The sequence below is a fragment of the Sphingopyxis sp. YR583 genome (assembly GCF_900108295.1).
Lineage (GTDB): Bacteria > Pseudomonadota > Alphaproteobacteria > Sphingomonadales > Sphingomonadaceae > Sphingopyxis.
In genome coordinates this window covers 105,418-130,718 of sequence record NZ_FNWK01000003.1, presented here as the reverse complement: position 1 = coordinate 130,718, position 25,301 = coordinate 105,418, and the positions used below count along the sequence as shown (strand labels likewise).

The following is a 25,301-nucleotide window of genomic DNA, read 5'->3' as shown; positions in this document are numbered from 1 at the left end:
GCGGTAAAGGCCGATCACTCGAGGGTGGGTATACGGCTCCCGAACTCCTCGGACTCGCCCGAATCGACGAAGTCCTGGCCCATCTCCTTCAGGTTCCCCTTCACGTGGAGGAGTACCCGCTCGACCGTTTCAATCTCGAGCGGCGTAAGGCCCTTGAGCATGCGCCGGTTCATCTTGCCCGAGACGGCAATCATGATTTTGATGACTTCAAAGCCCTGGTCGGTAATGAAGACGCGCTTCGCGCGCCGATCGAGCTTGTCCGCCTGCCGTATGACATGGCCGCTTGCCTCGAGCCGGTCGACAAGACCCCCGACGGTGACCTTGCCCATCTCGAGCAAGCGCGCGAGATCGACCTGCATCATGCCGTTGTTGCCGCCGCGCGACAGAGCGGTGAGCACCGACCATTGCGAACGGGTGATGCCGTAAGGCCGCATGACCTGGTCAATCACGGTCCTGCGCACGCGCGAGACGTCATGCAGCAGGAAGCCGAACCTGAAGAGTTTGACGGCAGGACGCTTTGCGGAAGCCCCGCCATTTTCCTCGTCCGGAGCAACGGGTTCCGAAGCTGACGGTTCGCTGGCTTTCGGTTGCCGCTTGCTGGTTCGTTTGGTTGCCATTCTTGTCCCGTGCATATTCTGAGCCCAATCTCTTCATCTGACCTAAACCGGACGGAAGCGCAACACCCCGTGTGTTCGAACCTTTTTCGCAAACACGCGTTTCCACTTGCTGATTGGAAACTAGCGTATAAAATGCATGCGAACTATAATTATTTCGAGATGAAGAAGGGTAGGTTAAATGGATATCCGCCTGACCGAGGATCAGATGGCAATCAGCGAGGCCGTCAAGCGGGTGTGCGACCAGTTTGATGACGAATATTGGTCGTTGTGCGACACGGACAAACGCTTTCCGTTCGAGTTTCACCGCGCCATGGCTGACGCGGGATGGCTCGGCATCACAATGCCCGAAGAAGTGGGCGGCAGCGCCCTCGGCGTGACCGAGGCTGCCATCATGATGCACGAAGTTTCGCGCAGCGCCGGGGGATATTCCGCCGCCAGCACCTTGCATCTCAACCTCTTCGGTCCGCATTCGGTTGTCGTCCATGGAACGCCCGAGCAAAAGGAACGCATGCTGCGTCCTCTCGTGACGGGCGTCGATCGCGCCTGCTTTGGTGTGACAGAGCCTGATGCCGGCCTCGATACTACCAGTATAACGACCTTTGCGACAAAGGTGCCGGGTGGCTACCGGGTGACCGGACGGAAGATATGGACGTCTTCCGGGCAGGTCGCCAACAAAATCCTCCTGCTTGCACGCACGACGCCGAAGGACCAGTGCAAGCGGCCAACCGACGGCATGACGATATTCTACACCGATCTGGACAAGGCAAAGATCGAGGTTCGCCGTATTCCGAAAATGGGCCGGAACGCTGTCGATTCCAATGCGACTTTCATCGACGATTATTTCGTTCCTGAGGAGGACCGGATCGGCGAAGAAGGGAATGGGTTCCACTACATCTTGAACAGCCTCAATCCCGAAAGAATTCTGGTCGGTATCGAAGCGGTCGGGCTGGGCCGCGGGGCGCTCGAGCGCGCGTCGCAATATGCGCGCGAACGGAAAGTTTTTGGCAAGATCATCGGCGAAAATCAGGGGATACAGCATCCGCTAGCTGAAAACTGGACCTTCCTTGAGAGTGCCTACTGGATGATCATGCGCGCGGCGAACCTCTATGACCGAGGCGAACCGTGTGGGGCGGAAGCGAACGCGGGGAAATTCCTTGGCGCGCGGGCCGCGTTTGACGCCTGTACGCAGGCTGTCCTGACCCATGGCGGAATGGGCTATTCCACCGAATATCAGGTCGAGCGGCTGTTCCGCGAGTCTATCCTCCTGCGTCTCGCGCCGATCACCGAGCAGCTTATCTTGAGCTTCATTGCCGAACGCGTGCTCGACCTGCCGAAATCCTATTGAGCCGAAATCCTACTAATGGGCCGACACGCCGAAAAGCCGATTCTCAAATTTGGAAGTCGAGGTCATGAACGACCACCTGTTCGATTTCACCGGCAAAGTTGCGCTGGTTACGGGCGGTAGCCGAGGCCTCGGCCGCGAGGCTTGTCTTGCATTGGCGAGCCGCGGGGCAGACGTCGTCGTATCCAGCCGTAAGCGTGATGCGTGCGAAGCGGTAGTGGCTGAAATACGAGCGCTTGGCAGGCGAGCGATTGCGATTCCGGCGCATGCGGGGCGGTGGGAAGAGCTCGATCTGCTCGCGGCGGCGGCCTATGCCGAATTTGGCCGCATCGATATTCTGATCAATAATGCCGGGATGTCGCCGATCGCGCCATCCTCGCTCGCGACCGAGGAAAAGCTCATCGACGCCGTTCTCTCGCTGAACTTCAAGGGACCCTTTCGACTAGCTGCACTAGTTGGCACCCGAATGGCTGCGGGGGCGGGCGGCTCGATTATTAATATAAGCAGCATGGGTGCCATTCGCCCGAGCGCCCTCATCGCGCCCTATGCTGGCGCAAAAGCCGCGCTCAACGCGATAACGCGCGCGCAGGCTGAGGAATTCGCTCCGAAGGTGCGTGTGAACGCCATCCTGCCAGGTTCCTTCCGCACCGATATCTCAAAGCATTGGCCGGAAGACAAGGAAGCGACGACGCCGGCAATGATGAAGCGCTTTGGCGAGCCGAACGAGATCGTCACGGCGATCCTCTATCTCGCAAGCTCGCACTCGAGCTTTACCACTGGCACCCTTCTCCGCGTCGATGGCGGGTGGCCGTAGCCAACGGAATCGTTGCGAACTGCCAAAGGACAACGGAAGGGCTTGCACCAAAAATATAGTACGCATACTAACCGATATGACATCGACTGATTCGTACGTGTGCTTATTGTTTTGCTTGGCCTGTCGACTGGCCGAGCGATAGGGTGTCTTGGCCAGCAGCTCGGACACGCCGTCAAATTGGGGAATAGATATGAGTTTTTTGGCGAACAGGGTGGCGATCGTGACCGGTGGCGCGCGGGGTGTCGGACGCTCTTACGCGTTGAAGCTTGCCGAGCACGGAGCGAAAGTTCTTGTGAACGATCTTGGCGCGACGGCAGCGGGCGAAGGCGCCGATCTGTCTCCGGCTCAAGAGGTCGTAGATATCATTCGGTCGAACGGTGGTGAGGCCGCGGTCAATGGCGCGGACGTGGCTGACTTCGAACAAGCCCGTGCCATGATAGACCAGGCGGTATCCACTTTCGGTCGGCTCGACATTCTGATCAACAATGCCGGGATTTTGCGGGATCGCATGATGGTGAACATGTCGGAAGACGAATGGGATTCGGTGGTTCGCGTTCATCTGAAGGGCACATTTGCGCCGACCCATCATGCGGCGAACCACTGGCGCATGAAAAGCAAAGCCGGCGAGGCAGTCGATGCCAGGGTCATCAACACGACGTCGCACTCGGGTCTATTTGCGAATATCGGACAGGCCAATTACGCCTCGGCAAAAGCCGGCATCGCGGCCTTCAGCATCGTGACGGCTCGAGAGCTGCAGCGGATTGGGGTCACGGTGAACGCTATCGCGCCGCGCGCGAATACGCGGATGACCGAGGGGCTGCGTGAATGGACGCCTGAGCAACTGGACAAGCGGGATCCGGAATGGATTGCGGGGCTCGTCGCATGGCTGGCGAGTGCTGAATCGCATTTCGTCAGCGGCCGCGTTTTTGAAGTGTGGGGCAATGGCATCACGGTCGCGGAGAGCTGGCAGCACGGGCCGACAACCGATGCGTCGAAGGATCCGACCACATTGGGACCAGGGATCGAGAGCATCTTGACCTACGCCCGGGCCAACGCGGGGATCGACCTCAATACTTGGTCCAATCCCTGAGCGGGCCGCTGGAACAAGCGATGCAGGCGAAGCGATGAGCATCGCTGGCGAAACGGTTCGCCATCCGTTGCTGACCTCGCTCTTCAACCTTGACGGCCGCACCGCTCTCGTAACCGGCGGTTCTGCAGGCATCGGCAAGATGATCAGCCGGTCGTTGGTCGAGGCGGGGGCCAGGCTCTGGATCGTCTCTCGCGATCCCGATCGAGGCGCCGCAGCAGCTGCGCAATTGTCCAAGGGGGGACGCTGCGACCATATCGCGGCAGACATTACGTCCGACACGGGCATTGCAGCGGTGCGCGCACGCTTGGCGAGCGAGGGGCAGCCTCTCGACATTCTTGTGCACAATGCCGGGATGACCCACCAAGCGCCGATTGGTGAGGTTGACGCTGACGACTGGGACCGCGTCATGGCGCTGAACCTGCGAGCGCCCTTCCTCTTGACGCAGGCGCTCATCCCTCACATGCGGCGTAGGCCCTCGTCACGTCCCGCACAGCTGATAATGATTGGGTCGTGCGCGGGGCTCTCAGTCGCCACGAGCACGTCATTTGCCTATTTTGCCAGCAAGGCGGGCCTGCACCATCTGACCCGCGTGCTAGCGAGGGAACTGGCAGGGCAGGGGATCGCTGCCAACGCGATCGCGCCTGGATATTTCCGGACCGAGCTGATCGATCGCATTGCCGACAACGATGCCGAGCGGAACAGGCTGCTGGCCAATGTGCCCGCGGGCCGGTTTGGCACGTTCGAAGATATTGCGCGCGTCATCCTGATGCTGGCGTCGGGAAGCTATACAACGGGCAATATCATTGCGCTCGACGGCGGCTATCTCATGCGCTCGCCTTGAGCCGCAAGGGCTCGATCACGAAGACAGCCGGCCCTTGAACAAATCCCGCCCGATGATCTGTTTCATCACTTCTGCAGCGCCCCCGGCGATCCGGACAATGCGCGCATCGATATAGGCGCGTGCGATGGGATATTCGGTCATATAGCCATAACCACCAAAGAATTGCAGGCACTGGTCAACTACCTTCACGTGAAGGTTGGTGACCACGAGTTTGACCTTTGCCGCTTCGACACTGGTCAGTTCGCCCGCCAGAAAGCGCTTGATGCACCAATCGGTGAAAACGCGGGCCGACAAGGTTTCGGCTGCGAGATCGGCCAAAACGAATTGCGTATTCTGGAAATCGGCGAGGGTGTGACCGAATGCCTTGCGCTCAGCCGTATAATCGACCGTCCACTGGATCGCTGCTTCGGCGACGCAAATGCTTCGCACGGCCTGGGTCAGACGCTCCTGCGCGAGTTTCCCCATCATGATGCCAAAGCCGCTTCCCTCGTCGGCTAGCCGCCGCCAGGCCGGGGCGCGTGCGTCCTCCAGAAATATTTCCGAGGTGTCCTGCGCTTTCAGTCCGATCTTTTCGAGGTTGCGGCCGCGCTTGAACCCGGGCTGATTGGCATCGATCGCAATGAGACTGACGCCGCGAGCGCCTGCAGCCGGATCGGTCTTGCACGCCGTGACCATGATGTCGCATAGTTGCCCGTTGGAGATATAGACCTTCTGCCCGTTGATTACATAATCATCGCCGTTACGCACCGCGCGTGTTCGAATTTCTTTCACGTCGGAACCGGCGCCCGGCTCGGTCAGGCCGAGCGCGCCGATGATTTCGCCAGTCGCCATGCCGGGCAGCACTGAATTCTTCAGCTCTTCGCTACCGGCCGCGAGGATATAGGGCGCGACCATTTCGCTGTGAACCATGAACCCCGGACCCGTGATTCCCTGCTTGGCCAGTTCTTCGATAACGACCACATTGTAGAGCCAGTCCGCGCCAAACCCGCCAAATTCTTCGGGGATTGTGGGACAAAGCATCCCGACTTCACCCGCGCGCTTCCACACCTCGCGCGGCACGACGCCCGCATCTTCCCATTCACCATGATGGGGGGCGAGTTCCTCATCGACAAATCGGCGAACAGTCTCGCGAAACTGCTGATGCTCGCTGGAGAAAATACCGCGGTCGCCGCCTGATAGCGCGTCGTAGGTTTCGGTCATGAATAGGCCTTGTGAATTGCAAGGAGCCGCAGCGCCTGTTTAAGGTGAGGGATATCGAGCATTTTGCCCTCAAGCCCTAGCGTGCCGGCGTCAGGGTTGGCAGCGAAGAGGTCGACTACCCGGCGCGCGAACGCGACCTCATCGGGTGAGGGCGAAAAAGCCTCGTTGATAATGTCGACCTGCGCGGGATGGATCGCTATGCGGCCCGAAAATCCCTCGGCGCGCGCTGCGCGGCTGGTAGCGCGCAACCCCTCGGCGTCGCGAAAATCGACATGGAGCGTATCGACGGCTTCGCCGTCTGCAGCATGCGCACCCAACAGGCAGAGCGAGCGTACCATCTTGTACGTATGCGTCCACTCCCCGTCGTTACCGGTATTTCCGCTCGCGCCGATCGCAGTGCTCAAATCCTCGGCGCCCCAAGTCAGCCCGTAAAGTCGGCCAGCAGGCGTCGCTGAATAGTCGCCGAGCCGAAACGGGGCCAACGCCGTCTCGGTGGCAACAGGAAGAATCCTGGTTTTCCCTACGCCTAAGCCTGCCGCGGCCTCGAACGCACTGAGATAATGCGCAACCTCGGTGACGTCCTTTGGGCCGTTCACTTTCGGGAGCATGATGCCGTCCGGAATGGAGGGCATGACCGCCGCGAGATCGGTCAGCGTCGCACCGGTGTCGAGCGGGTTCACGCGCACCCAAAGCTGCGAGCGGCGATTGGCCTGCGGTCGGCTGCCTAGAACATCGGCTACCAATTGTCTCGCCGTCGCCTTGCGGGCAGGCGCGACTGCGTCTTCAAGGTCGAGAATGAACGCATCTGCGGCGACCATGTCGATCTTGGCGATTTTTTTCTCGCTGTCGCCAGGAATGAAAAGAAAGGACCGGATCGGACGCATGGCTATTCTGCCGGCCGCTTGAGCTGCAAGCCTGAACGTTTGCAGGAGGCAACAAGTTCGGATTTCTGGTTATATGCCTGATGCAGAAACGTCACAATCCCAGCCTCGGGCCGCGATTTCGATTCGCGCAGGTCGACCACCGTGGTCACTACATGGACGGTATCTCCGTGAAAAAGCGGTTTGGGGAAGCGCACTTCGTCCCATCCCAGGTTCGCGACGGCCGTGCCAAGCGTCGTGTCGCCGACGGAAATACCGACCATTAGCCCGAGCGTGAAAGCGGAGTTCACCAGTCGTTGTCCAAAGGGTGTTCCCTTCATATACTCTTCGTCGAGGTGAAGCAGCGCCGGGTTGTGGGTCATGGCACTGAACAGCACATTGTCCGTCTCGGTGACCGTCCGCCGAATGGCATGCTCGAAGACCTGGCCGATCTCGAGATCGTCGAACCAGACGCCGGCCATCAGTGGAGCCCCAGGATGGAAATCGCAGCGACCCCTTGATAGGGCACGCCGCCGAGATTGTGCGTGAGCCCCAGTGAGGGAGCTGCAAGCTGGCGCTCGCCAGCGCGCCCGAGCAGCTGCAAATAAACTTCGTATGCCATGCGCAATCCGGTCGCGCCAATCGGGTGCCCGAAGCATTTAAGACCCCCGTCGATCTGGCATGGAAGTTGTCCATCGCGATCAAACTTGCCGTCGAGGATGTCAAATACTGCCCGGCCGTCGTTGGACAAGCCGAGATCCTCCATGGTCACCATCTCGGTGATCGAAAAGCAGTCATGAACCTCGGTGAGCGAAAGCTGCGTCTTGGGGTCGGTGATCCCCGCCTCGCGATAGGCGGCCGCCGCTGCATTTCGGGTGTTGGCAACATAGGTGCCGTCCCAGCTACTCGTCTGCGACTCGCGCCCCGAACTGGTCGAAAGCTGAAGCGCTTTGATAGTCACGAGGTCGGACTTACCCATAGCGCGGGCGATTTCGGGGGTCGTCACGATTGCGCAAGCCGCGCCATCGGAAACGCCGGAGCAATCGTAGAGACCGAGGGGGTCGGAGATCATCGGTGCGTTCATGATCGTCTCCATGGAGACGGTCTTGCGAAAATGCGCCTTGGGACTGAGCGCGCCGTTTTGGTGGCTTTTCCATGAAACATGGCTGATCGCCCGTTTCAGGTCCTCCCGCGTCGTACCGTATTTAGCGCGATAATAAGGGGCGAGTTGTGCAAAACCGGCTGGTGCCGACCCCATCGGCATCCACAGGTCATTGAACGTGCCCTTGAAGGGCGAGGGCAGGCCGCCAAAACCGGTGTCTTTGAGCTTTTCCGAACCGATTGCGAGAGCGATATCGACTGCGCCGCTTGCGACCGCGTAGGCTGCGCCCCGCAGCGCTTCCGTTCCGGTTGCGCACATATTCTCGACCCGGCTTACCGGAATGCCTTCGAGCCGCAACGCCATGGCGGCCGGGATAGAAGAGTTTCCAACGTTGATGCCGTCACCCCAGCAGCCGAACCAGGCTGCCTCAATCCGTCCGCGGTCGATCCCAGCGTCGCTCAGCGCCTCCTCGAAGGCTTCGGCCATGAGATCGGGGGAGCCCGCATCCCATCGTTCGCCGAATTTCGAGCAACCCATCCCGAGAATCGCGACCTTGTCCTTGATACCCGTTGCCATGATTTTCTCCTCGCGCCGCTCAGAGCGGCGCGGCCTTCCAGAAATAGCGATTATAGCCTCGCTGGCGATCGCGCTCCTTGATCCGGAAGCGCATGTTGACGGTGGCGCCCGTGTCGATACCCTCCGCCCCGATATCGACCATCTCCATAAGAATGCGCGCGCCATTGTCGAACTGCACAAAACCGACATACATCGGCGGTGCCGGATAATAAGTCAGCCAATCTGCAGTTGAGGTCAGGACCGTCGCATTCAGGTCGCGTAATGCAACGTCGATGAAACCCGCACTCGGCGCATGGCATTGGACGCAATATTGTAGCTGAGGGAACTGCACGGCGCTGCAGCCGCCGCATCGACCGGCATTGAAGCCTTCCATCTGTGCGCCCGAACGAAATTGTTCGCTGAGCGCGGTCTTGGCGCTCCGCTCGGCGCGCATTCCCCATTCGAGCTCGATCCCGCGGTAGAAGGATAACATTCGAAGATAGCTGTCGGTTGCGATCCCGCCCGCGATCGAACCGCTGACCCCTCGGGACGGCCTTGCTGCTGGCAGTGCGTCGGTTGTCTCGAAAATCAGCGCGTCCGCGCCTTGGCCGAAGCCGATTAGCAGGATGCGATCGCCCGGCCGGGCCCGCTCCAATGTCTCGGCGAGCATCAGTAGTGCATGTGCCGCGCCCGCATATCCCACGCCGTCTTCGAGCCCCGGGGCGACTTCGCCGCTGAAACCGATCAGCTTTGCAACATTTGCAGCCGCGCCCTTCAGATAGGACGGCATCACGAAATGCTGGACATCGGCAATATCGAGTTTCGCCGAAGACAGTGCTTCGCGGACGGCTGCCGGAACAATCTTCGCATAACCCTCGTCCCGTATCCAGCGCTCCTCCCAGCCATAGTCGCTTGCGGCGTCGGCCGAGCGAAAATGATCGACGAACAGATGCGAAACGGTGGCCGATCCTATAAGCTTTGCTGCGACGTCGCGATCAGAAACGATAAAAGCAGCGGCGCCTGCACCGAAGGAGATTTCCTGAACGCTTGCCGGCGTTGACACGGGATTGTCCGAGGCCACGACCAGCGACGGGATGGCTCCTTGCAGGGCCTGCAGCAGAGCCGACGTGCCAGCGCGCTGGGAGCCGCCAGTGTCGGACGTCGCGATTTCCGCGGGGAGGCCGATGGCGCTGCCGACGATTGCCGCGTTTTGAAGGTCGGCATAGGGGAGATTTGTCGAGGCAAGGCGAAGCGCCCTGATATCTTGATGTCCAGAACCCGCCACTGCGTCCCGTGCCGCCTCCACAGCCATGGTAACGCTATCTTCGTCCCAACTGGTAAAAGCGCGTGATCCTCTCGCCTGTCCCTTGAGCGAGGGCGCCATCCAGCGATGCGCCTCCGCAATATGAGCACGATCAATACGAAGACGCGGGACGTAGGCGCCGTAAGTGGAAATTCCGAATTCTGACATTGACCCCACCGAATTGAAGGCTGTCGGCGGCCGCGCCGCGCCCGAGCGCCGGCTCAAGCAGCTTGCATATAGTACGATAGATTACTTCTTTCAAGCGCTCTGATTGTTTTTCGCTTGACGCTGCGCGGGACCGCATTGAGGCCCACAACAGCGAAATGACGGCGGAAACTTCGCACTAGATAGTGCGCTTGCGTCCTAGTTCGGCGGATGGCATGGAGATGACCTTATGATCGGGCGGGCGTGATTCGCCGTGCTGCGCGACGAATGATGGAAGGGAAGAGATTGAACGAGATCTGGATCATCGACGCCTTGCGCACGCCCCGCAGCATCGGAAAGCCAGGCAAGGGTGCGGTCTACGGGCTTCATCCGCAGCGGCTGCTCGCCAACGCGCTCCGTCCGCTCGCTGAGCGCAACGGCATCGCAACCGATCAGATCGACGACGTGATCGTCGGCTGCGGCACCCCTTTCGGACAACAGGGCTATTGTATCGCGAGGATGGCCTCGCTCCTCGCCGGCTATGGCGATAGAGCGCCGGGAATAACCGTCGAGCGCTTTTGCGGATCTGCGCTGAGCGCAGTCAATTTTGCTGCTATGGGCGTCGGATCGGGGATGCAGAATCTCGTCGTAGCTGGCGGCATTGAGATGATGTCCTACACAACCAGCCTTCAGCGTCCTCCGCTGATGGACGCTGAAAATCCTGCTCTGCGCGAAGCAGTTGTGCAATTCAGCCAAGGCGTCGCGGCGGATATCATTGCGACGACCGAGGGGTTTTCCCGTGCAGACGTCGACGCGTTTGCACTGGAAAGCCACGTGAGGGCAGCGACGGCGATCGCTGGCGGCCATTTTGCAAAAAGCCTTGTTCCGGTACTTGATGATGCGGGCACGCTTGTTCTCGACCGGGAGGAGTTTGCGCGGCCAGACACGAGCGCAGCCGGCCTGGCTGCTCTTAAACCCTCATTTGCAGGCGTAATGGACCGCGAGCTCGGGGATACAGGCCTTACGACCCGAGATTTGGTCGAGCGCGCTTTTCCAGGCCTTGCTGTGGACCATGTCCATCACCCGGGAAACTCGTCGGGCGTGGTCGATGGCGCCGCCGCTGTCCTGCTGGCTTCTCCAGATTACGCATGCGCGCACGGCTTGCGTCCTCGCGCACGGGTCCGCGCCCTCGCGACGGCCGGTGATTCGCCGCAGTTCATGCTCAACGCCACCGTTCCTGCAGCTCGCAAGGCGCTCGCGCTGGCTGGTCTCGAGGTTGGCGATATCGATCTCTTCGAAGTGAATGAAGCTTTCGCAGCGGTCCCAATGAAGTTCATGAAAGATCTCGCTGTCCCACACGATAAGGTCAATGTGAACGGCGGCGCAATCGCGCTTGGGCACCCGATCGGCGCCACCGGAGCAATGCTGGTGGGAATGTTGGTCGACGAGCTTGAGCGCCGTGATCTGGCGACAGGACTGGTCACGCTTTGCACGGGCGGCGGCATGGCGCCGGCAATGATCGTCGAGCGAGTCTGACGAGCGGGGTGAGGGCGCCTCATCTAGGGCATCAGCCAGTACGGTCCGCGTTTTTCTCGGCCCGTTCGGCAAATAGCCGCTGGAGCTCAAATTTCTGAACCTTCCCCGAGGTGTTGCGCGGAAACTCCTCCACGATCATCCAGTGTTTCGGCACCTTGTGCCTTGCCAACTGGAGAAGAAGGAACTCGCGCACATCAGCCGGTTCGACACCGGGTGCGTTGAGCCGAAGCGCGGCCGCGACCTCTTCACCCCAACGCGGATGCGGTACCGCGAACACGGCGCATTCGCTTATGCCCGGATATTCAGCGATCGCATCTTCCACCTCGCGCGGATAGATATTCTCGCCCCCGCGAATAATGACTTCCTTGAGCCGACCATTCATGCGCAGCCTGCCATTTTCGTCGATGCTACCGAGGTCACCCGTTCGAAGAAAACCGTCCTCGTCGAACAACGCCTCAGTCGCCTCGGGGTCACCGAAATATCCATATGTTGCGTAGGGGCTAAGCAGCCGTATCTCGCCTACTTCTCCGATGTTCTTCGTCTCGCCGGTGACGGGGTCCGAAATCTTCAAGCTTGTCCCCGGGAAAGGCACGCCGACAGTCTCCTCGATCGCCTCGTCAGGATCCCCGCGAAGAGTCTTGGTGATTTCGGCGCAGCATTCGGTCTGACCCAGAACGACCTGCACATCGCAGCCAAGCTCCTGGCGCACCAGTTTGACGAAGGCGGGGGTGATAACCGTGCCGCCCACTTGGAGGTGATGAAAGGAGGAGAGATCTGTCGTCTTGAAGTCGGGATGTTCGACGAGCCCCGCGACCATCGCCGGTACCAGCGCGGAATAATTGATCCGCTCCTTCTCGATAAGCCTGAGGATGATCTCGGGCTGAAATGCCGGCATGATGATCTGCGTACCGAGATTGCTGACGGCACCCATGCTCATCGTTACCGTCCCCCCCACATGGAAGGTTGGAAGCGACGCAAGCCATATGGTCTTGGGAGCCAGACCGAGGCGTTCGGTCGCAATCTTGGGATTATTCACAATACCGCGATGATGAAGGATTGCCGCCTTGGGTTTCCCGGTAGTCCCTGAAGTGAAGACGATCAAACCCGGATCGTCGGGGCGGGTGGTTGATGGCGCGATATCATCCGATCCCTGTTCAACCTGGTCGCGCCACTCGTCAAGATAATGAATATGCGCAAGGTCAGGCAGTCGGCCGCGAAGGTCCGCGACGGCCTGCACCAAATCCTGGCCCCGATAGCTTCGGTCCATGATGATGCCCTTTGCGCGGCTCTTGGTCAGCATATAGTCGAGCTCTGCAGGTCGCGACGCCGGGTTCATCGTGACAAGAACAAGCCCGAGATGGGCAGCCGCGAATTCATAAAGGAGCCAGGGACCGCTGTTCGTTGCCCAGATCGCGACATGATCGCCGAAGCTGTAAAAGGTTGACAGATAAGAGGCGATCCGGCGTGCGTCAGCAAGATACTCGCTGTACGTCCAGACGATCTCCTCGCCAAAGCCTTCGAACGGCTGCTTGACAGCGATCTGGTCCGGGGCCTGTTCGGCGGCCCAGGCAAGCAGTTCGATACTCGTCATCTCGAGTAGCGGAACGGCGGGAACTTCTATGAAAGCCTTCGCTGGAACAGACACCTTTATCTCTCTCCGTGTTGATGAGCGCCTTTGACAGTCAGCCTGCGGCTATAAAGCGCAATTCAGTGCGCAAGCTAACCAAATTGAACGTGCCGTGCAACTTCGCGAGTGCGGTTCGATCAGCGGCACGTGTATCCGCCGTCGACAGGAAGCGCGATCCCGGTCACATAAGAGGCACGCGGCGATGCCAACCACAGCGCTGCGTCAGCGATCTCCTCAGGGCGAGCAAAGCGGTTGAGCGGTACGCCAGCGAGGACGCGCGCGCGATATTCGTCGCCCGTCATCGAGTTCGACCCTTGATCCAGCAGCCGCTGCATGAGCGGTGTGAGTACCGGACCCGGGCAGAGAGCGTTCACGCGGATCGCATCGGCCGCGACGCGCTGAGCGAGCGATTTGACGTATCCGACAACGGCGAATTTGGTCGCGGTGTAGATCGCGCCCGACATCGCGCCCACCAAGCCTGAAGTCGAGGCGGTGATAAGGATAGCCCCGTGCCGGGACCGGCGTAGGTGCGGTAGTGCCGCTGCGCAGCTCAGGATCGGCGACGTCATGTTGACCGCGACCGCAGTGGCATAAGCGTCGCCATCGATGTCCTCGATCTCGGTAGGGCCCATGATTCCTGCGTTGCACCAGAGCGCATCAAGCCCGCCGAGCTCGGCGGCGGCAGTGGCAACCACGCGTTCAGAGACGCCGTCTTCCGCCAGATCTCCGCCGATAGGCACCGCATGTCCGCCGCGCGCGACGATCAGATCGGCAGTTTGGATGGCGCGCTCCAGATCACTGTCCATGACGGCAACCTTAGCGCCTTCATGCGCGAAGCGTTCAGCCCCGGCGCGGCCGATGCCGCTGCCTGCGCCGGTAATCAATACTTTCCAGTCCTCGAGTTCCATCGTCTCTCCCATGGCGCTGCGGCGCCGTTTGCCGTCTAAAGGCACTCGAGTGTCTGTACGGCCATCCGCGCGATCGCGGCGACCCTCTCTTGCCGGTGGAGAACGCGGCGGCTGGAGGCCGTTCCGGTAGCCGCCCGCTTCAATATGCCCTGGATCATCGCCGCGTAGCGATATTGCGCAAAGGCCAGATAATAGGCGAAATTGGAAGGTTTCTGCAGACCACGGTTGGAGAAATAGAGGTCGGCATAACTATCCATGTCCGGGATGCCGAGGGCGGCAAGGTCCAGTCCAGCCAAGCTCGATGTACTTCCAGCTTCGTGATCGGGGATATCCCACCAGGCGCGCAAATGATGGGCAAGGTCGACAAGGGCGTCGCCTCTTGTCGCCATCTCCCAGTCGAGAACCGCGGCGATCCCTGCCCCTCGCTTCTCGACGATGATATTGTAAAGGCCATAATCGCCGTGGATCATCACGGCGGGCTGCGCCGGCGGCATCGCGGCGCGAAGGTCGTTTGCCAGGCGAGCCATGTCGGGAATATCGGCGAGTTCCGACTGATCGTAGATGCTGTTCCACCGTGCAAGGTTTCGCGCGACATAGTCTCCGCCGCGCGCCGGCACGAGATGATCGATTTCGCTCTTGGGTAGGCTGTGGAGTTCCGCTAGAAAGCGGTTCATGCCCGCATAGATAGCTCCGCGCTCCATTGGGTCCAGTCCGGGCAGGTCGGCGTTCCAGAAGATGCGGCCGTCTACATATTCAACGAGGTAAAAGGCCGTGCCGAGGATCGACTCATCTTCGACGTATAGCAAGGGCTCCGGAGCGGCGAAGCCGCGCGCGTGCAGCGCGGAGATCACGGCGAATTCGCGGTCAATCGCATGGGCGCTCTTGACGAGAACGCCGGGCGGCCGCTTTCGCAGAACGATTGATTTCGCACCTGCGTCAACCCGGTATGTAGGGTTCGACTGGCCGCCCTTAAACTTCTCGATATTGAGTTTGGAGGTGTCGAGCCCGAGACGCTCCCGCAGAACCGCAGCCAAGCGCTCGGGAATGATATGAAGACCCTCCGACGGCGTTTCGGTGCCTTCGAATAGGGCTTGCCTGTCGATCACGTCCTGTTTCTCCGGTAGAAACGGCTTTGAAATGAGCGGCAACGGCAGATTCACATCGCGCCTGAGCGAATAAGCTCTGTGCGGCGGTCAATATCGATCCCCCAATCTGCGAGCGCCGTTTCATTATGCTCACCTGCGCGCGGCGGACGATGGCGAACGCGACCGGGCGTCGCGGAGAAGCGCGGTATCGGCGCCGGTTGAACAACGCCCTCGATATCCACGAAACTGCCGCGGGCAATATGATGCGGATGACGCGGCGCCTCTCCGAGAGAGAGGATTGGTGCGAAACAGGCGTCGACCGACTCAAGCAGATCGCACCAGTCGGCGCGGCTCTTCGTGGCGAAGACTTTTGCCATCCGGGCTCGTGCGGTCGGCCATCGGGTCTGATCCATCTGATTGTCGAAAATCGGTTCCGTCAGCCCGGCGGCATCGCGCAAAATTTCGTAAAATTGCGGTTCGATTGGCCCGATCGCGATCCACTTGCCATCGCGGCACTTGTAGCTGTTGTAGAAATGAGCTCCACCGTCGAGAAGGTTCTCGCCGCGATCGTCGGTCCAGCGGCCCATCGCCCGGTAGCCGTAGAACATCGACATTAGCGAGATCGCGGTTTCATTGATTGCACAGTCGATAGTCTGCCCGACGCCGGTCGCGCGAGAATGGAGGATGCCCGCAAGCAGTCCCAGCGCCATGTAAAGCGAGCCCCCGCCGAAGTCGCCTACAAGGTTCAGCGGTGGAACAGGTGTTTCCTTTGTTCCAATCGAATGGAGTGCGCCGCTGAGCGCGATATAGTTTATGTCATGTCCCGCGCGCTTGGAAAGCGGCCCATCCTGTCCCCAGCCGCTGAGCCGTCCATAGACTAGCGATGGGTTTTGGCCGTGCGCGACGTCGGGACCGAGCCCGAGACGCTCCATGACGCCCGGGCGATATCCCTCGAACAAAGCATCAGCCTTTTCGATGAGTGTGAGACATAGGTCGATCGCCTCAGGGCGTTTGAGGTCGAGCGCCACAGACCGCCGTCCCCGGTTGGTCACCGCTCGAGAATCGTCGCCAGGGCCTGGCCCCGTATTGCCGCTCTTGCGATCGATGCGGAGTACGTCGGCGCCGAGGTCTGATAGCAGCATACCGCAAAATGGGCCGGGCCCGATACCTGCAAACTCGATTATGCGGATTCCCGCAAGAGGGCCGTTGCTCATCCTCGTTCCACCCGGTAGCTTGCAATTTTTCAAAATTTGGACAACATACTTATCATCCGTTAGCGAACTAGTTTGGCGATATGCAAGAAGATTTTCTCCGTAACTGGGCACTCCAGGTTCCTGATCGACCCGCCGTCATCGTCGACGGGCTGGAATCCGTGAGTTTTGCCGAACTCGACCGGCGTTCCACCGATGTTGCTCGCAGGTTGCGCGGCGCCGGACTCCGGGACGGGGACGTTATCGCGATGCTCATGCCCAACAACGCGCGCACAATCGAAATCTGGTGGGGAGCGCGCCGCGCAGGCGTATATTATGTTCCCCTCAGTACACGCCTCACGCCCGACGAATTGGCCTATCTGATCGATGACAGCGAGGCACGGCTGCTGGTTTCAAGCGCCGACCTGACGTCGTTGGCGACCGACGCTCTTGGCAAAACGGCAACCGGCAAATGCAGGCTCGTGACCGACGACCTTCTCGAACTGGACCTCGTCAACGCCGAAGCTGCGTCGACGCCGCTCGCGATCGGAAGAGAAATAATCTACTCGTCGGGGACCACGGGACGGCCCAAGGGGATCAAGCGGCCGCTCGCTACGATGGCACAATCACTCGAACTGCCTCCCTTCGAAACCATCTTGCGCGCGCATTTTAAGCTTCGCGAAGGTATTCGCTTTCTGCTGCCGTCGCCGCTTTATCACGCGATGGGTCGCTTCGCCAATCGAGCTATCGAAGTCGGCGGAACAGCCGTCATTCTTACCGGCTTCGATCCCGAAGCGAGCCTTGCTGCGATTGAGCGGCACCGGGTAACCCATAGTCTATGGGTTCCGACAATGTTCAACCGGCTGCTCGCGCTGGCGCCCGATGTGCGCGATGCTTACGATCTCTCGAGCCATCGCTTCGCACTTCATGCCGCTGCGCCCTGTCGCGTGCCGGTAAAGCGCGCGATGATCGACTGGTGGGGTCCGATCGTCCACGAATTTTACGGCGGTTCGGAGAATGCGGGTGTCACATTCATCCGTGCGGAAGACTGGCTCAATCGGCCGGGGTCGGTCGGAAGGGCGCTAATCGGCCGGCTGCATATCCTCGACGAGGACAGCGAAGACGAATTGCCGATCGGTGAGACGGGAATGATCTATTTCGAAGGTGGAGTCCCCTACCATTATATCGACGGAACGCCCGCCCGCATTTCGACCTCGGGCCATGGCAGTTACGGCGATCTCGGCTGGGTAGACGAAGACGGATTCCTTTTCATCAGCGACCGGCGCGATGATCTGATCATCGTTGGCGGCGTGAACGTCTCGCCGCTGGAGATAGAGGAGCTTTTCGCCACGCATCCCGCCGTTGCGGACATCGCGGTAGTCGGAGTGCCCCATGACGATTTTGGACAGCAGATCGTGGCTGTCGTCGTGGCGGCGACCAATGTCAGCGGCGATGCGGCGCTTGCCGCGGAGTTGCTCGACTTGCCCAAGGATCGCCTCGCGTCGAGCAAATGGCCACGCTCAGTGCTTTTCCTGCCCGAACTTCCCCGTAATGAGCATGGAAAATTGCTGAAGCGCGTTCTTCGAAGCGGAATACTCGCCGATCCGCTTTCCTGCTGGCCTCCCATAGCACTCCCGGCGGCCTGACCGCGATCAGGCTCTGCGCCCGAACTGAATTTTAGCATTGGCAGGCTGCGACGGTGCGCAAGGAGACCATGCAAAAAAAATGCGGCGTGCCGGCTGCAGCGGCTTGCAACGGATCGTCGATGGCCCAAGCAGCCATCACGCTTCGAGGTCAACGCGATCGAGCGCAGCGGTCACCCACGTTCGGGCTTGCTCGCCATGCGTTCCCGAGCGGCTTCGACCAAATTTCGATATTCTGGCCCGAATACAAGGCCGCTCGCGACCATCCGTTCGAGGTTGCGTCCGGCCTCGGGGCCCAGATCGGCGGCAAGTTCAATTGTCAGCTTGGCGGCAGCCGCGGCCTCGCGCGGCATCGAAAGTATATCGCGGCACAGCCTGCCCACTTCGGCCTCAAGCTGTTCATCAGGAAATACCGCATGAACGAGGCCGATCGCCTCGGCCTTGGTCGCCGTAATCGTCTGGCCTGCCATCAACAGCCACCGTGCCCAATGCGGCCCTACCAGCCGGGTCAAGCGTGCGCTGCCGCCCGCGCTCGGGAGTGCACCGATCCGTCCCTCAGGCAGAGAATATCGGGCACTTTCGGCGGCGATGCGGAAATCGCAGGCAAGCGAGATTTCAAGCGCTCCTCCGAAGCAGGGGCCCTGATGGACCACAAGGACGGGTTTGCCGACGCGTTCGAGGATTGCGGTCAGCGAACCGAGGCTCTTGTCGCTCCGTAAAAGCCAGTCGCGCATGCCGCGAGGGCCGAGCGCATCGATATCGGGGAAGAGGCCGCTGTTGAAATCGCCGCCAGCCGAAAAATAGCCCCCCTTCGCACGAATGACCAAGAGCGAAAGAGCGTCGTCGTCGGCATAGCGCGTCGCACCCGCTACCAGCGCGCTGAGAACCGCGTCGTTGATGGCGTTTCGCTTTTCGGGACGGTTGATCGTGAGGACAAGCATGGCCCCGTCAACTTCGATCATCACTTCCTTGGCCATCATCGTCTCCTTATTCTCATTTCATCTGGCACTCGCGTGCCTCGCAATCGGAAACGCTGACGATCAATCTTAAAGGGTGATGTCCAGGTCGCGGCGGAAGCTGGTCGCGAATTTGGCTCCCAGATATGGCTCGAGTAGGCCGAAATGGTGCTCCAGGCAGTCCTTCAAAGCGCTGGCGCTAGGCTCGTCAGCCGCACGATCTGCGCCAAGGTCCTGATTTTGAAGCCAGTACATCCAGATCGCGACGATATTGTCGGCCAATATGTCGCTGCTCTGATCGCGTGGTGGCCTTATACCCTTGGCCATGATCATTTCGCGCGTATGCTGGCGAATAAGGTCGCGCACCGACAGGCGCAATGCGATCACATGCGAGCCCAATTCTGGATCGACTACAGCGAGATATTGCGGCGTCGTGAAAAGGAATCGGAAGCGCCACATCAGGGCAAGCACTTCGCGCATCGAGTGAATGAAGCGGAGTGGTTCTACGGGACCGGCCAGAGTTGCTGCGACCTGCTTGAAGGCCATCTCGAAATTGCGCGCTAGTTCACCGGCGATTTCAGCCTTGGTCTTGAAATGATAGGCAAGGTTGCCCGCGCTGATGCCGACGTCAGCGGCAACACGATACGCCGCGCTTGCTTGAAGACCCTCGGCATTGAAACTGCGCCGGCTGGCATCAAGAATGCGATCACGCGTCGCCGTCGGCTTCGGTACCGGCGGACCTTTTTTCGCTCGCAGGGTGGTACTGGCCATGGTTTCAGTAAACGCTTTTCCGGACAGGACGCAAGGCTTGCACGTAGGCAGTACCGCTGCAGAAGAGACCGGCCGACGCCGCCTGCCCGGACCTTCCGGACAAGCGGAAATCGGACGACGGCATCAGGCCGCTGCTTTCTCTGAAGCCGTTAGCTTGATTGCGAGACCCACTTCTTCAGGGTCCAGCAGCAGTCGCGGTTGCTGCAGCGTGATATTGGCGCGCGCGAGGGTTCCTCCAATCAGGTCCGTCGGTGCAATCGCCGCCGAACTGAAGGCTTCGCCCTCGAAGCCGTTGAAGCGTAGCGGGCCGCGCCAAGCGTCTTCATATTCATAAGCCATGTCGAACTGGAGAAGCCCGGGCCGGCCCTCGACGGTGGCAGCACAAAGTGGCTGCGGGTAGCGGATCGCGCGCGTGGTGCCGAGCAGCACGTCCGCCATTTCTGTCGACATCTCGGCCAAGACCCGGCCGTCGCCATCGCGGATGGTGCTGACGACGGCGTCGTAGCCGAAGCGCGTGCCGATATTGGCACGTATCGCGGCAATCCCGTACAAGCGCAGGAGCTCAACGGCGCTGTCCGACGAAGCGAACGCCGATAAGGTCAGCATGCGCGGGCGAATGCCGCTTCGGCACGCCACGCCAAACATGGCGAAGTCGAACGCGCCGATCGGGCTGTCGGGCGCATTGACGACCATCAACGATCCATATGCAGGTGTCGCAGGGTGAAGTGCCGGCGTCAAAAGGCTCATCACCTGGCGGTAAGGGACTTCGAACAAGCCGTTGTGGATCCGGGCTTTCGGAAGTGAGACGGCAGAGATCGCCGCAAGATCAACGGCAACGGGCTCTCCCAGTGCAGCAAGATTTCCTTCGCCAACGGGATGATTGATGTAGACGAGATCAGACATTTTCCACCACCTTTGCTTCGATGCCGGCCTTCTGGAAATGAGGGAGGACTTTGCGCTTGAACAGATCGAGGCTGGCCATGACCTCGGCTTGCGGGATGGCCTCGCGCGAATTGAGCATGAAGATGATCTCGTCGACACCCACCGACTTCCATTCCTCGATGATCGCGATGATGTCGCTAGGGGTCCCACCGCATAGCCCGTCGGGAACAGCCTTGGCTGCCTCGTCGCTGGGATCGCCGCGAAGCTGTCCGAGGAGACCGATCGCGCCATAGGCATTGTTGGGATAGGCCTGCGAGAGTTCGACGGTCTGTCCCGCCATTGAGCTGAAGCTGCGTAGCATCAAGTCCATCGCTTTTGCCGCATAAGCGCCGTCTTCATGGCAGAAGAGCCAGTTCACTGCAGCGATCTTGTTGTTCACGAAGGCTCCAGCCGGGCGGCACGTCTTGATGCGTTCGCGGTAGGCTGCAAAGCGTGGCGCATTCTTCTGGATGTTGCCGGCTGACACCAGCAGGCAGCCAATTCCGCGATCGGCCGCGTCAAGCTCGGTACCGGGAGCTGTAACCGCAACCCACAAAGGTGGATGGGGGTCCTGGATCGGCTTGGGAAGAACTGAGCGCTCGGGAAAGTCTACGAACTGCCCCTTGAAGCTCAGGCGCTCCTCCATCCACATGCGCGGAAGAAGGTGAAGATACTCGTCCCACATCATCTTGGTTTGCGCAGGATCAGCCTTAAAGCCGCCCAACTCGTTCCAAGTCGACGAACGCCCCGTGCCGACTTCGGCGCGGCCGTTCGAGAGAACATCGAGAAAAGCGCCGCGCTCGGCCAGCCGGGCAGGGTGGTGCATCTCGGGAACGCAGGTCGCGATGCCAAATCCAAGGCGCAGATTCTTCGTCTGGGCGGCGCAGGCTGCAAGGAACATGTCGGGACACGAGGAATGACTGTATTCCTCGAGGAAATGATGCTCGACGCACCATACCGAATTGAACCCGGCCTCATCAACAAAGCGCGTCTGTTCCAGCGCATTATGAAATACGTCCCGTTCGGCAAACCGCGTGAAAGGCCGCGGCACCGACAGTTCATGGAAAATCCCGAACTTCATATCGACTCTCCTGTTCCCAAAACCGTTCTTAGTAATTAGGCACTATTTTCTAAACATGTCAAGGCGTGTTTGTGCGGCTGGCCCGTTTCTCGATGGGAGGCGCGAACCCATTTGCAATTATCGAATGCTAGCGTACCATATGCTGGATAATTTGGCCGCTGTGGCTCGGGTGTCGATTTTTGTCTGATTGCGCTGCCAAGGCTGGACGTAAAAGAAGATCGCCTATCGCGAGATTTGACCCATGAGACGGCGCGTCTTGATAGTGTCAGGTCGTTCACAACTGCCGCTGCATAACGGCCAATCGGTCGACGAAGCGATCATCATAAGTCGCGCTCATCAAGCGCCGGACAGATAATTGGGAGAAAGCACCACATGCAAGGACGTTTCATCGGCGCCGAGAATCCTGCACTCTCCGGGACGTTCGAACCGCCACCCTGGCCCTCCGCGAAGACCGCATGGGGCTGGGTCGCGGTCTGCGTACTTGCTTACATCTGCTCTTACATTGACCGCCAGATCCTGTCGCTCATGGTTGACGAGATCAAACAGGATCTCGGGATCAGCGACAGCCAGTTTGGGCTGTTGCACGGACTTTCCTTCGCTTTGCTGTATTGTACCGCAGGATTGCCCCTCGGGAGTCTTGTCGACCGCTACTCACGCCGGAAGATCATCTTCGCGGGCGTCGCCTTCTGGACGGCGATGACGATGGCGTGCGGGCTGGCAAAAAATTATCTCCTCTTGTTTCTGGCGCGCGTCGGCGTTGGAGTAGGCGAAGCGACCCTCTCGCCAGCGGCCTACTCGCTGCTCGCTGACTGTTTCGACAAGAAGCGTCTTGGGAGAGCAATCAGCGTCTACTACGCCGGCGGCGGCGTCGGCGCCGGCATAGCCTTTCTTGCCGGAGGTTCCCTGATCACTGCCATCTCGGCATGGCCCGTGTCGCTGCCGCTCGTAGGCGACCTACGCACCTGGCAAGCAGTCTTCTTCATTGTTGCGCTCCCTGGAATCCCCATTGCGCTCATGCTTTTGCTGCTCCGAGAGCCGCCGCGACGCGGCAATGGTTTGGATACGCAGCCGACGTGGGGCGATGTTCTGCGCTTCCTGGCGGCGCGGTGGCAGACCATGGTGCCATTCTTCATCGGGATCGCGTGCGTGGCGGCGGTGAGCCTCGGGGCCTTGAGCTGGGTGCCGGCGGTCATGATGCGCGTTTATGGTGTCACCGCAGGCGCGGCGGGCCTTGAACTTGGCATTGTCATGTTGCTGTCGATCCCGCTCGGGATGATCGGCGGGGCCATTCTCGCGGAGCGGATCGACGCGCGAGGCGGCCGTGACTCCGCCCTGTTGGTCTCGGCAACCGCGTCGCTTGTTATCGTCGCGGCCACTGCCTCCTTCGTGCTCGTCGAAACGCGCAGCGCCTATCTCGCGGCGGTATTTTGCACGATGACTTTTGTGAGCATGCCGTTTGGCATATGTGCGGCGGCTCTCCAGACGATGGTGCCAAACGAAATGCGTGGGCGCGCAAGCGCGCTTTTGCTCCTTTGTCAAAATGGCCTGGGCATGGTTCTGGGGCCCCTGCTGCCCGGCTTGCTCAATGATCAGCTGTTTGGCGGCGAGCCGCGGTCGATCGGGCTCGCTCTTTCAATGACTCTGAGCGTCTTCGCTATCTTCGCTGCGATTCTGCTGGCATTGGCCTATCGTGCCGCGGGGAAACACCATGGCAATCCATCTTCCTTGATGGAATAGATGAAACATAGTGTTGCTTGCGCGGAGTTGGCTCAAAAATGCTATCGCCGTTCCGCCTGACGCCACCTGAAACCGGGACATGGTGCCGTGCGGCGGCCAGCGAGATCGCGTGCCGAGCGGCTGGGATCGCGTGGGCCAGGCGTCAGTCGAAGCTCCCGAGCGAGTCGACGTCCTCAACTGCTTGGCTGATCCGCTCGATGAAGCATAAGGTGGCGTCTTCCGGCTGCATCTCCTGGACCATCGTCGCTGAGGGGGTGAGGGTGACGGTCCACCAGGCAAGCACCGAGAGCAGTTGCTGGCGATAATTGCGCCAGCTTTCCTCGAAGCCTTCTGCGCCGCCGCCATAGGCGACGAGGCGATCGAGATAAAAAGCCAAAAGCTCGCTTTCCCAGTTTCGGCGGTCGGCAACCGTCAGCGACGTGCTGATCGCATATGCGACGTCACGCGACCAGTGACCGAGGTTGGCATTCTGAAAGTCTGTCAATCCCATGCGGTCGTTTGACCGCAGGTACCAGTTGCCGAGATGATCGTCCCCATGGGTTAGCGTCTGGGGCAGATCGTCCATGCGCGATACCGATTGTAAGGTTCGGGGCCAGATTTCGTCGATGCGGGTCCGCAGCGATGCAGGCGCGGCTTCCCCGGCTGCAAGCAAGCCGCGGCGGCACGCCTCCGCCAGGCCGTGATACTGGTCAATTCGGGTAAAACGGTCCTGCCAGCTATCCAGTGATGCAAGGAGCGGATTGGCTTTGCTCTCACCATAGAACCGCGCATGCATGCGGGCCAAAACATCGAGTTGGCTTTCGATCCTCGGGCGGGTAATGTTGCTTCGAAACGAGCAGAACTCGACGTCGGCCCCCATGTCTTCAAGGACGATGATCGCCCGATACGAGGGTTCATCGACCGCCGCGAAATAACATTGAGGCGCGTCGATCTCGAGCTTCGGACGCAGCTCATTGTAAAAATGCACTTCGCCTTTCGCGGATCCTGCCGACATCGTAATCCTGTTGGCGAGATCCTGGGCCGCTTTGCAGAAAATCGATGCAGGAAATTCTCGCAGGTCGTCACCGCCTTTATATTCAAGGAAGATTCGCCTCCGGTTCGTTGTACCCGAGTCGCGTTCACCAAGCCTGAAGCTGCTCACTTCAGCGCTCGGATACCGCGTGCGGACAAGCGCGGTGAGCCACTCGGCGGTTATGCACTCATAAAAGGCCGGAACCTCGTCGAGCGTATAAACCGCCGGCATGTCGCGCGCGTCGCGTTCGAACTCCTGACGGATGATTTCGAGCTTTGCCTGTTCATCCACCATTGTCATCTCCACTAAACTTCTCTCCGACGAAAATCTCGCAAACATCGCATAGGGTAAAATTTGTGCTATAGTAAGCTTCAATACGGTATGATAGCATACAAATGAGTCGGATCAGCGGCGAATCTATCGCCGCATACGGAATGGCAGTCCCGGTCACGAAAGTCGATCGATCGGACGCAAGCCATAAGACGGCTTTGGCGACCTCGCCGGGTAGACCGAGACGGCCGAGCGAAATTCCTTCCAGCAACTTTCGGCTAAATGCACGTCCATCCAGATTGCCGCTGCCACACCGCATCACATCGAGCATCTGGGTTGTCGCGATGTGGCCAGGGCATATCGCTGCGGCCCGGATGCAGTCGGCAGCGACACGCTGCACCAGCGACTTGATCCACCCGATAACGCCGGACTTGCTCGCCGAATAAATCGAGCTGTCGATCGCTCCTACGAGTCCGACGCCGAGCTCGTGACGACGAGCGATCCGCCTCGACCGCTCATGCTGCGCAGCGCACAACGATCGCCATGATTCAAGCTTATGTCGATCGCGTCCCGACGCGACGACGTGCCCTGCTGCGAGAAAGAGGCGCACGCCTGCTTCGCCGATTCCTGAACCGGCACCAATTATCGGGACGCGCTTTCCTGCCAACCGTATCACGCTCCTCTCCAAGAGGCTGT

23 protein-coding genes are annotated in these 25,301 nt (G+C 60.0%); 7 read left to right on the top strand and 16 right to left on the bottom strand.

What is annotated here, in order from left to right; genetic code table 11:
- Positions 1-14 precede the first annotated feature (14 nt).
- The gene (locus tag BLW56_RS16250; protein ID WP_177175991.1) at positions 15-617 is read right to left on the bottom strand and encodes a MarR family winged helix-turn-helix transcriptional regulator; all 603 of its coding nucleotides are present in this window, start codon (positions 615-617) and stop codon (positions 15-17) included.
- Positions 618-795: 178 nt separating this feature from the next.
- Between BLW56_RS16250 and BLW56_RS16245 the strand changes: the two genes are divergently transcribed.
- The 4 genes from BLW56_RS16245 to BLW56_RS16230 all read left to right on the top strand — a co-directional run bounded on the left by BLW56_RS16245 (position 796) and on the right by BLW56_RS16230 (position 4,704).
- Positions 796-1,962, top strand: a complete 1,167-nt coding sequence (locus BLW56_RS16245) for an acyl-CoA dehydrogenase family protein (protein ID WP_093511756.1) — start codon at positions 796-798, stop codon at positions 1,960-1,962.
- A 49-nt stretch (positions 1,963-2,011) separates the two neighbouring features.
- Positions 2,012-2,773, top strand: a complete 762-nt coding sequence (locus tag BLW56_RS16240) for an SDR family NAD(P)-dependent oxidoreductase (RefSeq protein WP_256203563.1) — start codon at positions 2,012-2,014, stop codon at positions 2,771-2,773.
- Between the two features lie 190 nt (positions 2,774-2,963).
- Positions 2,964-3,863: an SDR family NAD(P)-dependent oxidoreductase gene (locus BLW56_RS16235; RefSeq protein ID WP_093511754.1), complete on the top strand. Its 900-nt coding sequence runs from the start codon at positions 2,964-2,966 to the stop codon at positions 3,861-3,863.
- 34 nt (positions 3,864-3,897) lie between these two features.
- Positions 3,898-4,704 (top strand): SDR family NAD(P)-dependent oxidoreductase, encoded by an 807-nt coding sequence (locus tag BLW56_RS16230; RefSeq protein WP_093511753.1) that lies wholly within the window; start codon positions 3,898-3,900, stop codon positions 4,702-4,704.
- Positions 4,705-4,719: 15 nt separating this feature from the next.
- On the opposite strand, the gene BLW56_RS16225 is transcribed toward BLW56_RS16230, so the two are convergent.
- From BLW56_RS16225 to BLW56_RS16205, 5 genes are read right to left on the bottom strand one after another with little or no spacing between them, the layout of a single operon-like run.
- On the bottom strand, positions 4,720-5,904 hold the full coding sequence (locus tag BLW56_RS16225) for an acyl-CoA dehydrogenase family protein (RefSeq protein ID WP_093511752.1): 1,185 nt from the start codon (positions 5,902-5,904) through the stop codon (positions 4,720-4,722).
- The gene (locus BLW56_RS16220; protein WP_093511751.1) at positions 5,901-6,788 is read right to left on the bottom strand and encodes an HpcH/HpaI aldolase/citrate lyase family protein; all 888 of its coding nucleotides are present in this window, start codon (positions 6,786-6,788) and stop codon (positions 5,901-5,903) included. The genes BLW56_RS16225 and BLW56_RS16220 overlap by 4 nt, the downstream gene beginning before the upstream one ends.
- Positions 6,789-6,790: 2 nt before the next feature.
- Entirely contained in the window at positions 6,791-7,246 is a 456-nt protein-coding gene (locus tag BLW56_RS16215) for a MaoC family dehydratase (protein WP_093511750.1), read from the bottom strand.
- Positions 7,246-8,442: an acetyl-CoA acetyltransferase gene (locus BLW56_RS16210; protein ID WP_093511749.1), complete on the bottom strand. Its 1,197-nt coding sequence runs from the start codon at positions 8,440-8,442 to the stop codon at positions 7,246-7,248. The genes BLW56_RS16215 and BLW56_RS16210 overlap by 1 nt, the downstream gene beginning before the upstream one ends.
- Positions 8,443-8,461: 19 nt before the next feature.
- Positions 8,462-9,484 (bottom strand): 3-oxoacyl-[acyl-carrier-protein] synthase III C-terminal domain-containing protein, encoded by a 1,023-nt coding sequence (locus tag BLW56_RS16205; protein ID WP_218140537.1) that lies wholly within the window; start codon positions 9,482-9,484, stop codon positions 8,462-8,464.
- A gap of 690 nt (positions 9,485-10,174) precedes the next feature.
- Between BLW56_RS16205 and BLW56_RS16200 the strand changes: the two genes are divergently transcribed.
- Positions 10,175-11,404 (top strand): acetyl-CoA C-acyltransferase, encoded by a 1,230-nt coding sequence (locus BLW56_RS16200; protein ID WP_093512053.1) that lies wholly within the window; start codon positions 10,175-10,177, stop codon positions 11,402-11,404.
- Between the two features lie 31 nt (positions 11,405-11,435).
- On the opposite strand, the gene BLW56_RS16195 is transcribed toward BLW56_RS16200, so the two are convergent.
- From BLW56_RS16195 to BLW56_RS16180, 4 genes are all read right to left on the bottom strand, one after another.
- Positions 11,436-12,995: a class I adenylate-forming enzyme family protein gene (locus tag BLW56_RS16195; protein ID WP_093511747.1), complete on the bottom strand. Its 1,560-nt coding sequence runs from the start codon at positions 12,993-12,995 to the stop codon at positions 11,436-11,438.
- Between the two features lie 173 nt (positions 12,996-13,168).
- Complete coding sequence (locus BLW56_RS16190) at positions 13,169-13,939, bottom strand: SDR family NAD(P)-dependent oxidoreductase (RefSeq protein ID WP_093512051.1); 771 nt, start codon at positions 13,937-13,939, stop codon at positions 13,169-13,171.
- A 35-nt stretch (positions 13,940-13,974) separates the two neighbouring features.
- Positions 13,975-15,045, bottom strand: coding sequence for a phosphotransferase family protein (locus BLW56_RS16185; protein ID WP_177175990.1), 1,071 nt, complete (start codon positions 15,043-15,045; stop codon positions 13,975-13,977).
- Between the two features lie 50 nt (positions 15,046-15,095).
- Entirely contained in the window at positions 15,096-16,238 is a 1,143-nt protein-coding gene (locus BLW56_RS16180) for a CaiB/BaiF CoA transferase family protein (protein WP_093511745.1), read from the bottom strand.
- A gap of 80 nt (positions 16,239-16,318) precedes the next feature.
- On the opposite strand from BLW56_RS16180, the gene BLW56_RS16175 reads away from it, so the two are divergent.
- The gene (locus BLW56_RS16175) at positions 16,319-17,860 is read left to right on the top strand and encodes an AMP-binding protein (protein WP_093511744.1); all 1,542 of its coding nucleotides are present in this window, start codon (positions 16,319-16,321) and stop codon (positions 17,858-17,860) included.
- Between the two features lie 170 nt (positions 17,861-18,030).
- Here the strand turns inward: BLW56_RS16175 and BLW56_RS16170 are convergent, their stop codons facing one another.
- The 4 genes from BLW56_RS16170 to BLW56_RS16155 all read right to left on the bottom strand — a co-directional run bounded on the left by BLW56_RS16170 (position 18,031) and on the right by BLW56_RS16155 (position 21,586).
- Positions 18,031-18,834 carry an enoyl-CoA hydratase/isomerase family protein gene (locus BLW56_RS16170; protein ID WP_218140536.1) on the bottom strand — a complete coding sequence of 268 codons (804 nt, stop codon included), beginning with the start codon at positions 18,832-18,834 and terminating at the stop codon, positions 18,031-18,033.
- A 69-nt stretch (positions 18,835-18,903) separates the two neighbouring features.
- Positions 18,904-19,584: a TetR/AcrR family transcriptional regulator gene (locus BLW56_RS16165; protein ID WP_093511743.1), complete on the bottom strand. Its 681-nt coding sequence runs from the start codon at positions 19,582-19,584 to the stop codon at positions 18,904-18,906.
- Positions 19,585-19,707: 123 nt separating this feature from the next.
- Positions 19,708-20,487, bottom strand: a complete 780-nt coding sequence (locus BLW56_RS16160) for a hypothetical protein (RefSeq protein ID WP_093511742.1) — start codon at positions 20,485-20,487, stop codon at positions 19,708-19,710.
- Positions 20,480-21,586 carry an LLM class flavin-dependent oxidoreductase gene (locus tag BLW56_RS16155; protein WP_093511741.1) on the bottom strand — a complete coding sequence of 369 codons (1,107 nt, stop codon included), beginning with the start codon at positions 21,584-21,586 and terminating at the stop codon, positions 20,480-20,482. The genes BLW56_RS16160 and BLW56_RS16155 overlap by 8 nt, the downstream gene beginning before the upstream one ends.
- A gap of 372 nt (positions 21,587-21,958) precedes the next feature.
- On the opposite strand from BLW56_RS16155, the gene BLW56_RS16150 reads away from it, so the two are divergent.
- Positions 21,959-23,323, top strand: a complete 1,365-nt coding sequence (locus BLW56_RS16150; protein ID WP_093511740.1) for an MFS transporter — start codon at positions 21,959-21,961, stop codon at positions 23,321-23,323.
- Positions 23,324-23,465: 142 nt separating this feature from the next.
- On the opposite strand, the gene BLW56_RS16145 is transcribed toward BLW56_RS16150, so the two are convergent.
- Together BLW56_RS16145 and BLW56_RS16140 are read right to left on the bottom strand one after the other, a co-directional pair.
- Positions 23,466-24,635 carry an aminoglycoside phosphotransferase family protein gene (locus tag BLW56_RS16145; protein WP_177175989.1) on the bottom strand — a complete coding sequence of 390 codons (1,170 nt, stop codon included), beginning with the start codon at positions 24,633-24,635 and terminating at the stop codon, positions 23,466-23,468.
- Entirely contained in the window at positions 24,619-25,281 is a 663-nt protein-coding gene (locus BLW56_RS16140) for an SDR family NAD(P)-dependent oxidoreductase (RefSeq protein ID WP_218140535.1), read from the bottom strand. The genes BLW56_RS16145 and BLW56_RS16140 overlap by 17 nt, the downstream gene beginning before the upstream one ends.
- Positions 25,282-25,301 lie beyond the last annotated feature (20 nt).